We start from the raw sequence: 13,016 nt of genomic DNA, 5'->3' as shown, positions 1-13,016 counted from the left end.
CGGGACCAAGTCAAAATTTTTTATGAAGGCGGCGTCAGCACCGTCGCGCGGTAATCCAGCGCCGCGTCGGTTTCCGGGTAATCCTTGACATAGTGCAGGCCGCGGCTTTCCTTTCGGGACAGGGCCGAGACGACGATCAGGTGCGCGGTTTGCGCCAGGTTGCGGTATTCAACCAGGTCGCCGGTGATGCGGTGGCGGCGGTAGTATTCGTCGGCTTCCTCCAGCAGCAGTTCAATGTGTTTTCTGGCGCGTTGCAGGCGGCGCGTGCTGCGGACGATGCCGACATAATTCCACATCACGCGCCGCACCTCGTGCCAGCCGTGCGCGACGACGACTTCCTCGTCCGACGGGGTGACGCGGCTTTCATCCCACGCCGGCGCCGCCGGCGCGCCGCGCGCCGCGGCCAGATCGTGTGCCATCGCTTGCGCCGCGCGCCGCCCGCAGACGATGCATTCCAGCAGCGAGTTGCTGGCGAGGCGGTTGGCGCCGTGCAGCCCGGTGTGCGCGGTTTCGCCGATGGCGTAGAGCGCGTCGAGGTCGGTGCGCCCGTCGGCGCCGGCGACGACGCCGCCGCAGGTGTAGTGCACCGCCGGCACCACCGGCAGCGGGCCGCGCGCCAAATCAAAGCCGAATTCAAGGCAATGCCTGCGTATCTCCGGAAAACGCTCGCGCACAAAAGCCTCCGGTTTGTGCGAGATGTCGAGGTGCACATACTCCAGTCCGAGCCGCTTGATTTCGTGGTCAATCGCGCGCGCGATGACATCGCGCGGCGCCAGCACGCCGCGCGCGTCGAAGCGGTGCATGAACTCCGGGCCGTCGGGCAGCGTCAGCCGCGCGCCCTCGCCCCGCAGCGTCTCGCTGATCAAAAACGACTTGGCCTGCGGATGATAAAGACAGGTCGGGTGGAACTGCATGAACTCCATGTTGGCGACGCGGCAGCCGGCGCGCCACGCCATCGCGATGCCGTCGCCGGAGGCGCTGTCGGGGTTGGTCGTGTAGAGGTAGGCCTTGCCGGCGCCGCCGCTCGCCAGCGCGACGCCGCCGGCGGTGATGGCGTCCACCGTGCCGCGCCGCGTGTCGAGCGCATAGACGCCGAGGCAGCGGTTGCCCTCGCCGCGCGTCTTGCGCGATGTAATCAGGTCCACCGCGATGTGGCCGTGCAGAAACTCGATGTTGCGCCTGCGCTGCGCGTGGCCGCTGAGTATCGTCTGCACCGAGCGCCCGGTGGTGTCGCGGCTGTGGACGATGCGCCGCCGCAGGTGGCCGCCCTCGCGCGTCAGGTGCAGCGCGCCGCCGCCGCGGTGCTCGCGTGTGAACTCAACCCCCATCTTCTCAAGCCACTCAATCGCGCCGGGCGCGCCGCCGATGATGCCGGCGACGGCGCTCTCGTCGCACAGCCGGCAGCCGGCGCGCACGGTGTCCCTGATGTGGGCCGCGACCGAGTCGGAATCGCCGACGGCGGCGGCGATGCCGCCCTGCGCGTGCCAGGTGCTGCTCTGCGACAGCGCGCCCTTGGTGAGGATGCACACCGACGCATCTTCGGGCAGTTCCAGCGCGAGGCTGAGGCCGGCGGCGCCGCCGCCGACAATCACCACATCGTAGTGCGAACGGGGAGCGGGTGAACGGGGGCCGGGCGGGCGGTGGCCGGGCGCGGAGTTTTGCATTGTCAGTTGCCTGTGTCGGTGCCCTGTCGGCGGCATTTGATGATAACATGTACCCAATGTCTGCCTGTCGAGGGAAACCGTCCGCCGCGAGGGTGCGCCGGTGGCTGCTGCCGGTGTGCTGGCTTGCGCTGTCGCCGTGCGCCGCCGCCGAATTGCGCGGCCTGCCCGATTTCTCGGAGTTGGCCGAGGCGGCGGCGGGCGCCGTCGTCAATATCAGCACGGTCAGAAAATCGCCGGCGATGGACGACGAAGAAGGCCCGCCCGGCGGCCCTCACGGGATGCCGTGGGAAGAATTCATGGAGCGGTTTTTCGGGCGCGGCACGCCGCCGCCGCCGCCGGCGCCGAACGCTTCCATCGGCTCCGGCTTCATTCTTTCCGAAGACGGCTATGTCATCACCAACCACCATGTGGTCAAGGATGTGGACGAGATCATCGTCAAGCTGAGCGACCGCCGCGAGATAACCGCCGAACTGGTCGGCTTTGACGCGCTCAGCGACATCGCGCTGCTGAAGATAGAGGCCGACGACCTGCCCGCCGTGCGCATCGGCGCGCCGGACAAGGTCAAGGTCGGGCAGTGGGTGCTGGCCATCGGCGCGCCGTTCGGCTTTGAGCACTCGGTCACCGCCGGCATCGTCAGCGCCAAGGGGCGCAGCCTGCCGTTCGGGCATTATGTGCCGTTCATCCAGACCGATGTCGCCATCAACCCCGGCAATTCGGGCGGGCCGCTGTTCAACCTCGACGGCGAGGTCGTCGGCGTCAATTCGCAGATTTACACCCGCACCGGCAGTTTCAGCGGCCTGTCGTTCGCGGTTCCGATTGACCTCGTCGTGGATGTCGTCGGCCAGTTGAAAGACAAAGGCTCGGTGTCGCGCGGCTGGCTCGGCGTGTACATCCAGGAAGTGACGCGCGGGCTGTCCGAATCGTTCGGCCTCGACAAGCCGACCGGCGCGCTGGTCTCGCGCGTCATCAAGGGCAGCCCGGCGGAAGAGGCCGGCTTTGAGGCCGGCGATGTGGTGCTGCGTTTCGACGGCAAGGAAGTCAGCCTGTCGTCGTCGCTGACGCCGCTGGTCGGGCGCACGCCGGCGGGCAGCGAGGTCGAGGTCGAGATCATGCGCGACGGCAAGCGCATCCGGCTGCCGGTGGTCGTCGGCGAACTGCCCGAACGGCCCGGAAGTTTCGCCGAAGGCGCGCCGCGCGGCGACGGCAAGCGGGTGCTGGGCCTGCAACTGCGCCAACTGACGGGCGCCGAACGCGAGCGCCCGGGGCTGGAAGGCGGCGGCCTGCTGGTCGAGGACGCGGGCCCCGGCGCCGCGCGCGAAGCCGGCATCGCCGCCGACGATGTGCTGGTGATGATGAACAACGAGCGCTTTGACACGGTCGAGGAACTGGCCGGCATCATCGAGTCGCTGACGAAGGGCCGGTTTGCGACGCTGCTCGTCGTGCGCGGCGAGCAATCGCGCTTTTTCGCGGTCAGGATACCGGAATGACGCCGTCGCCCGCCAAGTTTGCGGCGCATTGCGCCGCCGCGCTGATGCTGGCGGCGTCGGGCGCAGCGCCCGCGCAGGAATCCGCGCCGGCAAACGCAACAGCGACAGCACCGGCGCAGGCCGCCATGCCGTCAACCGCCACCGCGCCGTCGGCCAAGGCCGCGCCGTTGTCGTGGCGGCGCAGCGGCATTGTCGCCGCGGCGCGCCGTGTGCGCCTCGGCGCGCGCATGGACGCGGCGGTGTCGGCGCTGCACGCGAGGGAAGGCGAGCGCTACCGGCAGGGCGACATGCTGGTCGAGTTTGATTGCTCGGTCGAGCGCGCATCGCTTGAGGAGGCGCGCATCGCCTTCCAACTCGCCAAACTCGACCACAAGACGAAGAAACGCGATTACGAGAACCGCGAGATCACCGAAGAGCAGGCGGAAATGGCGGCGTTGCAGTCCGAGGCCGCGCTGGCCGCGCTCAACCGCATGCGCGAGCGCGTCAAGTACTGCGCGATCACCGCGCCTTTCGACGCCCGCGTCGTCAAGGTGTTCGCCGCCGAACACGAGGAAGTCGCGGCGCACAAGCCGGTCGTCGAGATCGCCGAAGACACGGCGCTGCAATTCCACCTGCTGCTGCCGTGGGCGTGGTTGCAATGGCTGTCCGTCGGCGACGAGTTCGATGTCCGCATCGCCGGGCGCGACTACCGCGCGCGGCTCAAGCACCTGGCGCCGGAGGCCGACCCGGTTGACAAAAGCCTCGCCGCCGTCGCGCGGATACTGGACGCCGACGACCGCCTCGTCATCGGCATGAGCGGCACCGCCCGCTTCACGCCCCCCGGCGGCGCCGGCGCGGAGGCGGCCCATTGACCGCGCCGCGCCGAACGACGCCCGCGGCCCGCCCCGCCTGATGCCGCCCCAACCGTCAAGCGGCCCGTCGCGCGCACCGTCGCGCAGGCAACTGGCCAACGCCATCCGCGCGCTCAGCATGGACGCGGTGCAGCGCGCGCGCTCCGGCCACCCCGGTATGCCGATGGGCATGGCCGACATCGCCGAAGTGCTGTGGAACGACTACCTGAGGCACAACCCCGCCAACCCGCTATGGTTCGACCGCGACCGTTTCGTGCTGTCAAACGGCCACGGCTCGATGCTGCTGTACTCGCTGCTGCACCTGTGCGGCTACCCGATGCCGCTTGATGAACTGAAGCGCTTTCGCCAGTTGCATTCCAAAACGCCGGGGCACCCCGAATACGACCCGGCAACCGGCGTCGAGACCACCACCGGCCCGCTCGGGCAGGGGCTTGCCAACGCCGTCGGCATGGCGCTGGCCGAGCGCGTCCTCGCGCGCCGCTTCAACCGCGACGGCTTCAGCCTGATCAACCACCACACCTATGTGTTCACCGGCGACGGCTGCCTGATGGAGGGCGTCTCGCACGAGGCCTGCTCGCTGGCCGGCACCCAGCGCCTCGGCAAACTGGTGGTGTTCTACGACGACAACGGCATCTCGATTGACGGCCCCGTCGGGGCCTGGTTCACCGACGACACGCCGCGGCGTTTTGAGGCGTACGGCTGGCATGTCGAGCGCGATGTGGACGGGCACGACGCCGACGGCGTGCGCCGCGCCATCGACAGCGCGCGCGCCGACAGCGCGCGCCCCAGTTTGATTTGCTGCAAGACCGTCATCGGCTACGGCGCGCCCGGCAAGCAGGGCACCGAATCCTGCCACGGCGCGCCGCTCGGCGACGACGAAGTCGCGCGCGCGCGCGACACGCTCGGCTGGCCGCACCCGCCGTTCGAGGTGCCCGACGACATCTACCGCGGCTGGGACGCGCGCGAACGCGGCGCCGCGCTGGAACGCGAATGGCGCGACACGCTTGAAGAGTACCGGCGCGCGCACCCCGCACTTGCGCGCGAATTCGAGCGCTGCACCGAAGGGCGCCTGCCGGACGACTGGGACGCGCACGCGCGCGCGTTCACCGCCGCCGCCGCCGCCGCCGCCGAAGACACGGCGACGCGCAAGGCGTCGCAGAAGACGCTGGCCGCGTTCAGCGAAAAACTGCCGGAATTGATCGGCGGCTCCGCCGACCTCGCAGGCTCCAACGGCACGCTGTGGCCGGGCAGCAGGCCGGTCAGCGCCGCCGGCGGCGACGGCAACTACATCTACTTCGGCGTGCGCGAGTTCGCGATGTCGGCGGTTTCGTCGGGCCTCGCGCTGCACGGCGGGCTGATTCCGTACGCCGCGACCTTCCTGACCTTTTCCGACTACGCGCGCAACGCCGTGCGCATGGCCGCGCTGATGAAGCAGCGCGTCCTCTTCATCTACACCCACGATTCCGTCGGCCTCGGCGAGGACGGGCCGACGCACCAGCCCGTCGAGCACCTGGCGGCGCTGCGGCTGATACCGGGCCTTGATGTCTGGCGCCCGTGCGACGCGGTCGAGTCGGCGGCGGCGTGGCGCGCGGCGATCGAGTCGGCGGGGCCGAGCGCGCTGGTGTTCTCGCGCCAGACGCTGCCGCACATCGAGCGCGACGACGAACAAATCGCCGGCATCGGGCGCGGCGGCTATGTGCTGCGCGATTGCGACGGCGCCGCCGAGGTCGTCGTCATCGCCACCGGCTCGGAAGTCTCGCTGGCGCTTCAGGCGCGCGACTTGCTGCACGGCGAGGGCCGCCGCGCGCGCGTCGTCTCGATGCCGTGCGCCGAATGCTTCGAGCGCCAGCCGCGCGACTACCGCGAGCGCGTGCTGCCGGCGGGCGTGCCGCATCTGGCGGTCGAGGCCGGCTGCGGCGACTGGTGGCGGCGCTATGTCGGGCTGGACGGCGGCGTCGTCGGCATCGAGGAATTCGGCGCGTCGGCGCCCGGCGGCGAGGTGTTCGAGCATTTCGGCTTCACGCCGGAAAACATCCGGCGCGCGGCGGCGGCGCTGGCCGGGCGCGGCGCCGGTACGCCTGCGGGAGGCGCCGGATGACGGTGAAAATCGCCATCAACGGCTATGGCCGCATTGGCCGCGGCATTCTGCGCGCGCTGTATGAAAACCACGCCGGCGGCGACGCGAAGGTCGTCGCGGTCAACGCGACGGCGGGCATCGACACCGCGCTGCACCTGACGCGCTACGACACCACGCACGGGCGCTTCAACGCCGACCTGCGCGCCGAAGGCGACCGCTTCATCGTCAACGGCGATTCCATCCGGTTTTTCTCCGAGCGCGACCCGCTGAAACTGCCGTGGGGCGAACTCGGCGTGGATGTCGTCTGCGAATGCACCGGCAGGTTCCGCGACCGCGCGCAGGCCGCGCTGCATCTGCAATCGGGCGCGCGCAAGGTGCTGATTTCGGCGCCCGGCGGCGATGATGTGGACGCGACCATCGTCGTCGGCGTCAACGACAAGACGCTCAAGCCCGAACACGCCGTCGTCTCGAACGCATCGTGCACGACCAACTGCCTCGCGCCGGTGGCGAAGGTGCTGCACGAGGCCGTCGGCATCGAGCGCGGCCTGATCACGACGATACACGCCTACACCAACGACCAGGTGCTGATTGACTCGTTCCACAAGGACATCCGGCGCGCGCGCTCGGCGACGATGTCCATGGTGCCGACGAAGACCGGCGCGGCCAGGGCGGTCGGGCTGGTGCTGCCGGAACTGGCCGGCAAACTCCACGGCTACGCGGTGCGGGTGCCGACCATCAATGTCTCCGTCGTGGATCTGACTTTCTCCGCCGCGCGCGCGACCGGCGGCGACGAGATCAACGAGGCGATGCGCGCCGCCGCCGGCGGCGCGATGCAGGGGCTGCTCGAGTATTGCGATGTGCCGCTGGTGTCCGCCGACTTCAACCACAACCCGGCGTCGGCGATCTACGACGCGACGCTGACGCAGGTGATGGAGGGGCGTCTGGTCAAGGTGTCGGCCTGGTACGACAACGAATGGGGTTATTCCAACCGCATGATTGATGCCGCCGTCGCGCTGATGCGGGCGGGGTGATTGGCGCGCGCCGGTGGCCGACTTTGTTGAAATGCGCGAGTTGGATTTGGCGGGCAGGCGGCTGCTGGTGCGCGCCGATTTGAATGTGCCGCTGCGCGACGGGCGCGTCGCCGACGACCAGCGCATCCGCGCGAGTCTGCCGACGGTGCGCGCGGCGCTGCGGGCGCCGTCGGCGGTGGTGCTGGTTTCCCATCTCGGTCGCCCGCGCGAGGGCGTGCGCGACGCGCGCCTTTCGCTGCGCCCGGTGGCCGAACGCCTGTCGCAACTGCTCGGCGACGAGGTGCCGCTGCACGACGGCGCGCCCGGCGACGCGCGCGCGGCGACGGGGCGCGCGGTGCTGTGCGAGAACATCCGCTTTCAGCGCGGCGAGTGCAGCGACGACGACAGCCTCGCGCGCACGCTGGCGGCGCTGTGCGATGTGTTTGTGATGGACGCCTTCGGCTGCGCCCACCGCGCCCACGCCTCGACCCACGGCGTCGCCCGCCACGCCGCGGGCGCCTGCGCCGGGCTGCTGATGAGCCGCGAGATCGAGAACCTCGGCAAATTCTTCGCCGCCGCCGGCGGGCCTGCGGTCGCCGTCGTCGGCGGCGCCAAGGTGTCGGGAAAACTGCCGGTGCTGGAATCGCTGGCGCGGCGGGTGGACACGCTGATTGTCGGCGGCGGCATCGCCAACACCTTTCTCGCGGCGCGCGGCTTTGATGTCGGGCGCTCGCTGCACGACAAAGACCTCGTGCCCGAAGCGCGCGCGCTGTGCGAGCGCCTTGACGAACACGGCTGCAAGTTGCTGCTGCCGTGCGACGCGGTGTGCGCCGACGAACTGTCGGACACCGCGCCGGTGCGCGTCAAGAACCTCGACGCCGTCGGCGGCGGCGACCGGATACTGGACATCGGGCCGGCGTCGGCGGCGCGCATTGAACAGGTTATCGCCGGCGCCGCGCGGGTGCTGTGGAACGGGCCGCTCGGCGCCTTTGAGCACGAACCGTTCGCCGCCGGGACGCGGCGCCTGGCCGGGGCGGTGGCGCGCAGCGCGGCGTGGTCGCTGGCCGGCGGCGGCGACACGCTCGCGGCCATCGCCCGCTTCGGCGTCGGCGGCGGCATTTCGTTCGTCTCGACCGGCGGCGGCGCGTTTCTCGAGTTCATCGGCGGGCGCGCGCTGCCGGCGATTGAGATTTTGCGCCAGAGAAAGGAAAACCGGCCACCGGAGAAGATGCAATGACCGAGATACGCCAGGCGGTTTCGCCGAGAAAGACCAAGATCATCGCCACGCTCGGCCCCTCGACCGACGACGAGAAGATACTGCTCGACCTGATTGACGCCGGCGTGGATGTCGTGCGCCTGAACTTTTCGCACGGCGAGGCCGAAGACCACATCCGGCGCGCGCGCATCGTGCGCGAACTGTCGGCGGAGAAACGCTACTACATCGGCATTCTCGGCGACCTGCAAGGCCCCAAGATACGCTTGCAGCGCTTCGCCGCGGGCCGGGTGACGCTCGAGGCCGGGCGGCGCTTTGTGCTCGACCCCTCGCTCGGGCGCGACGCCGGCACCGCCGACGCGGTCGGCATCACCTACCCGCAGTTGCACGCCGATGTCGCGCCGGGCGACACGCTGCTGCTCGACGACGGGCGCATCGTCCTTGAGGTTGAATCGTCCGGCGCCGGCGGCATCGTCACCGCCGTCAAGGTCGGCGGCGAACTGTCCAACAACAAGGGCATCAACCGCGCCGGCGGCGGGCTGTCGGCGCCGTCCATCACCGACAAGGACCGCAGGGACATCGAACTCGCGGCGCAAATCGGCGTGGATTATCTCGCGGTGTCGTTTCCGAAGAGCGCCGACGACATCATCCACGCCAAGCGGCTGCTGCGCGAGGTCGGCAGTTCCGCCGCGCTGATCGCGAAGATCGAGCGCGTCGAGGCGCTCAACAGCATCGGCGGGATACTCGAGGTCGCCGACGGCGTGATGGTGGCGCGCGGCGATCTCAGCATCGAGATCGGCGACGCCGAACTGACGGCGGTGCAAAAGCGCCTGATACGGCAGGCGCGCCAGGCCGAGCGCATCGTCATCACCGCGACCGAGATGCTGCAATCCATGATTGAAAGCACGGTGCCGACGCGCGCCGAGATTTCCGATGTCGCCAACGCCGTGCTCGACGGCTCCGACGCGCTGATGCTGTCGGCGGAGTCGGCCATCGGCAGGCACCCGGCGCTCGCGGTCGAGACGATGAGCCGCGTCTGCCAGGGCGCCGAACGCGGCGAGGACCGGCGCCGCGCCGGCGCCGGCCTGCTGGAATGGCGGGTCGAGCGCTTCGACAAGGCCATCGCGCTTTCGACGATATACGCGGCGACGCGGATGGATGTCGCGGTCATCGCGGCGCTGACCGAGTCGGGCTCGACGGCGCTGTGGATGTCGCGCCTGGATTCGCCGGTTCCGATTTACGCGGTGACGCCGCACATCGAGACCTGCCGCAAGGTGACGCTCTACCGCGGGGTCTATCCGGTGCTGGTGGCGCGCACCGGGCAGCGCGTGCAGGTCAAGGAGGAGGTCGTCGCGGCGTTGCAGCGCTGCCGCGCCGTCAACGCCGGCGACTGCGTTATCGTCACCCGCGGCGACACCGTCGGCAAGCACGGCGGCACCAACACGATGAAAATCATCACCGTTCCGTGAGGCGTTGCAATCGCCGCCCCGTTCCATACAATCGCACCGCATGAACAGCGAAAAACTCCAAACCACGGCGCAGGTGATGGTGGCCGCCGGCAAGGGCATCCTTGCGATGGACGAGAGCCACCCGACCTGCAAGAAGCGCTTTGACCAGATCGGCGTCGAGGCGACAGAGGAAAGCCGCCGCCTGTACCGCCAGATGCTGGTGACCGCCCCCGGCCTCGGGCGCCATATCTCGGCGGCGATTCTGTTCGACGAGACCATCCGCCAGACGACCGGCGACGGCGGCGCCTTCGCCGACCACCTCAATGCCGCCGGCATCGTGCCGGGCATCAAGGTGGACAAGGGCGTCAAGCCGCTCGCCAACTGCGAAGGCGAGAAGGTGACCGAGGGCCTCGACGGGTTGCGCGAGCGGCTCGCCGAGTACGCCGGTTTCGGCGCGCGTTTTGCGAAGTGGCGCGCGGTCATCGCCGTCGGCGACGCGCTGCCGTCGGCGGTCTGCGTGCGCGCCAACGCGCGCGCGCTGGCCGACTACGCGGCGCTTTGCCAGGAACAGGATCTGGTGCCGATCGTCGAGCCGGAGGTGCTGATGGACGGCGGCCACACGATTGAGCGCTGTTTCGAGGTCACCGAATCGGTGCAGCGCGCGGTGTTCGCCGAACTGGCCGCGCGCGGCGTCTTCCTTGAGGGCATCGTGCTGAAACCGAACATGGTGGTGTCCGGCGCGGCCTGCACCGTGCGCGCCGACAGCGCGCGCGTCGCCGACATGACGCTGCGCTGCCTGAAGCGCACGGTGCCGGCGGCGGTGCCCGGCATCGCCTTTCTGTCGGGCGGGCAGGGCGATGTCGAGGCCACCGCCAACCTCGACGCCATCAACCGCCTCGCCGCCCGCGAAGGCGCGCCGTGGCGCATCACCTTTTCCTACGGGCGCGCGCTGCAACAGTGCGCGCTGACGGCGTGGGGCGGCGAGGCGTCGCAGGCGGGGCAGGCGCAGCAGGCGCTGTGCCGCCGCGCCCGGCTCAACGGCGCCGCGTCCGGCGGCGCCTACGAAGCCGCAATGGAAGCCGCCGCGTAGTTTGGCGCAGGCAAAGCACAAGGTCGGGCTTGTCGTGCTGGCGACGGGCGACTACATCCGGTTTTACCGGCCCCTTGTTGAATCGGTTCGGCGGTATTTTTTCCCCGGCCACACCGTCAGGGTGCTGCTGTTCACCGACCACGATGTGGCCGATGAGGAGCACGGCGATTTCTCGCTGCGCGTCACCGCGATGAAGGACGAGCCGTGGCCGCATGTCGCGCTGAAAAAGTTCGAGTGCATTGACGCGCACCGACACCTTTTCGACGGCCTCGACTACCTGTTCTATTGCGATGTGGATGCGCGGATGGTGTCGGAGGTGGCGGACGAGGTTCTTCCGGACGGAACGCGCCATCAATTGTCGGCGGTTGACCACCCGTCCTTCGCCTTTTCGGGCAAGCCCGGCCTTTTCTTCAAGGCGCTGCGCGGAACTTCGCTGACATGCCGGTTCGGCTACCGCAGGATACGGGGGAGTTTTGAGACCGACAAAAAATCCACCGCATATGTCGGCGACGACGAGGGCGATGTGTACTACGCCGGGGCGTTCTGGGGCGGGGTTACATCGGCGGTGCTTGAAATGGCGCGCGAGTTGCGCCGCAACACCGACAAGGATTTGTCGCGCGGCCACATCGCGCTGTGGCACGACGAAAGCCACCTGAACCGCTACCTGATTGACCACCCCCCCAAGGTGCTGTCTCCCGGCTATTGCCGCCCGGAACAAATCTTCCGCCTGCCTTTCAAGGCGAAGATTCTGACGGCATACAAGGAGGAAATGAGCCGCTTCTGTCAGAAGACCAAGCGCCTCGAGGAACGCGCCGGTCGAAACGCCCGCGCCTAAACCAGCAGCAGCGTCGCAAGGCCGAGGAAGGCGATGATGCCGATGACATCGGTCACGGTCGTCAGCACGACGCCGCCGGCGAGCGCCGGGTCAATGCCGAGTTTCTTCAGAAAGATCGGGATTGAGACGCCGGCCAGCGCCGCGCACAGCAGGTTGGCGGCCATCGCGACGCCGATGATGCCGCCGATTTTCAGGTCGCCGAACCAGAACACGGTCAGCAGCGCGACGACGGCGGCCCAGAACAGCCCGTTCAGCAGGCCGACGAGCAGTTCCTTTGCGAACAGCAGCGGCGAATTGCCGCCGACGATGTGGCCGGTCGCCAAACCGCGGATGACGATGGTCAGCGTCTGGCTGCCGGCGATGCCGCCCATGCTGGCGACGACCGGCACCAGCACCGCGAGGATGATGATCTTCTCCAGCGTGTCCTGAAACAGGCTGATGAACCACGCCGCGAGAAACGCCGTCGCCAGGTTCACGCCGAGCCACACGGCGCGCCTGCGCGCCGACGCGGTAACCGGCGCGAACAAATCCTCCTCGCCGGACATGCCGGTCAGGCCCTTGCGTTCCTGGTGCGCCTCGTCGCGGATGACATCCACGACATCGTCCACGGTGATGCGCCCCAGCAGTTTGCCGCCGTCGTCCACGACCGCCGCCGACACCAGGTCGCGGTGCTCGAACAGCGTCGCGACCTCCGACGCCGGCATCGCCGCCGGCAGCGGCTTGACATCGGCCTCCATGACCTCGGCGACGCGCGTGTGCGGGTCTTTCGTCAGCAGTTTTCGCAGCGGCAGGACGCCGAGGCAGCGGTTGGAGTAGTCAACGACAATCAGGTTGTCGGTCTGTTCGGGGATGTCGCGGCGCATTCTCAGGTAGCGCAGCACGACATCGAGCGTCACATTGTCGCGCACCGTGACGACATCGGTGTTCATCAGGCCGCCGGCGGTCTTTTCGTCGTGCGACAGCACCCGTTCGAGGCGCTCGCGGTTCTGCCGGTCCATCGCCGCCAGCGTCTTGCCGGTCACGGTGTCCGGCAGGTCGCGGATGAGGTCGGCAAGGTCGTCAATGTCGAGGCCGCCGGTCGCCAGCACCAGTTCGCTGTCGTTGGTCATCTCGATCAGGTTGGCGCGCACCTCGTCGCTGGCGTGCACCAGCACCTCGCCCTCCTTGTGCAGGTCGTCGGTCATCTCCCAGACGATGCGCCGCTGCGGAATCGGCAGCGACTCCAGCAGGTCGGCGATTTCCGCCGGGTGCAGGCTGTTCAGCATCTCCCGCGCCTGCAACATGGCGCCGCCGCGCAGCAGTTCCGTCAGGTGCTCGACTGTGGCTTTGTGGCTCATCGGT

10 protein-coding genes are annotated in these 13,016 nt (G+C 69.0%); 8 read left to right on the top strand and 2 right to left on the bottom strand.

Annotated features, from left to right (window positions below):
• Positions 1 to 20: 20 nt before the first annotated feature.
• Entirely contained in the window at positions 21 to 1,664 is a 1,644-nt protein-coding gene (nadB, locus tag OXU50_04660) for an L-aspartate oxidase (protein MDD9869164.1), read from the bottom strand.
• Between the two features lie 56 nt (positions 1,665 to 1,720).
• On the opposite strand from nadB, the gene OXU50_04655 reads away from it, so the two are divergent.
• Genes OXU50_04655 through OXU50_04620 form a run of 8 tightly spaced genes read left to right on the top strand, consistent with a single transcriptional unit; the run spans position 1,721 to position 11,675 of the window.
• Positions 1,721 to 3,151 (top strand): Do family serine endopeptidase, encoded by a 1,431-nt coding sequence (locus OXU50_04655; GenBank protein ID MDD9869163.1) that lies wholly within the window; start codon positions 1,721 to 1,723, stop codon positions 3,149 to 3,151.
• Entirely contained in the window at positions 3,148 to 4,002 is an 855-nt protein-coding gene (locus OXU50_04650) for an HlyD family efflux transporter periplasmic adaptor subunit (GenBank protein MDD9869162.1), read from the top strand. The genes OXU50_04655 and OXU50_04650 overlap by 4 nt, the downstream gene beginning before the upstream one ends.
• Positions 4,003 to 4,042: 40 nt before the next feature.
• Complete coding sequence (tkt, locus tag OXU50_04645; GenBank protein ID MDD9869161.1) at positions 4,043 to 6,100, top strand: transketolase; 2,058 nt, start codon at positions 4,043 to 4,045, stop codon at positions 6,098 to 6,100.
• Positions 6,097 to 7,110 carry a type I glyceraldehyde-3-phosphate dehydrogenase gene (gap, locus tag OXU50_04640; protein ID MDD9869160.1) on the top strand — a complete coding sequence of 338 codons (1,014 nt, stop codon included), beginning with the start codon at positions 6,097 to 6,099 and terminating at the stop codon, positions 7,108 to 7,110. Before tkt ends, gap begins: the two co-directional genes overlap by 4 nt.
• A 31-nt stretch (positions 7,111 to 7,141) precedes the next feature.
• Positions 7,142 to 8,326 carry a phosphoglycerate kinase gene (locus tag OXU50_04635; protein MDD9869159.1) on the top strand — a complete coding sequence of 395 codons (1,185 nt, stop codon included), beginning with the start codon at positions 7,142 to 7,144 and terminating at the stop codon, positions 8,324 to 8,326.
• Positions 8,323 to 9,771, top strand: coding sequence for a pyruvate kinase (gene pyk, locus OXU50_04630; GenBank protein MDD9869158.1), 1,449 nt, complete (start codon positions 8,323 to 8,325; stop codon positions 9,769 to 9,771). The genes OXU50_04635 and pyk overlap by 4 nt, the downstream gene beginning before the upstream one ends.
• Positions 9,772 to 9,811: 40 nt before the next feature.
• Positions 9,812 to 10,840, top strand: a complete 1,029-nt coding sequence (locus OXU50_04625) for a fructose-bisphosphate aldolase class I (protein ID MDD9869157.1) — start codon at positions 9,812 to 9,814, stop codon at positions 10,838 to 10,840.
• A 1-nt stretch (position 10,841) separates the two neighbouring features.
• Positions 10,842 to 11,675 carry a hypothetical protein gene (locus OXU50_04620; protein ID MDD9869156.1) on the top strand — a complete coding sequence of 278 codons (834 nt, stop codon included), beginning with the start codon at positions 10,842 to 10,844 and terminating at the stop codon, positions 11,673 to 11,675.
• Here the strand turns inward: OXU50_04620 and mgtE are convergent.
• Positions 11,672 to 13,012: a magnesium transporter gene (gene mgtE, locus OXU50_04615; GenBank protein ID MDD9869155.1), complete on the bottom strand. Its 1,341-nt coding sequence runs from the start codon at positions 13,010 to 13,012 to the stop codon at positions 11,672 to 11,674. The genes OXU50_04620 and mgtE overlap by 4 nt on opposite strands.
• Between the last annotated feature and the right edge of the window lie 4 nt (positions 13,013 to 13,016).

The sequence above is a fragment of the Gammaproteobacteria bacterium genome (assembly GCA_028817225.1).
Lineage (GTDB): Bacteria > Pseudomonadota > Gammaproteobacteria > Poriferisulfidales > Oxydemutatoraceae > Oxydemutator.
This window is presented reverse-complemented; position numbering and strand designations above follow the sequence as displayed.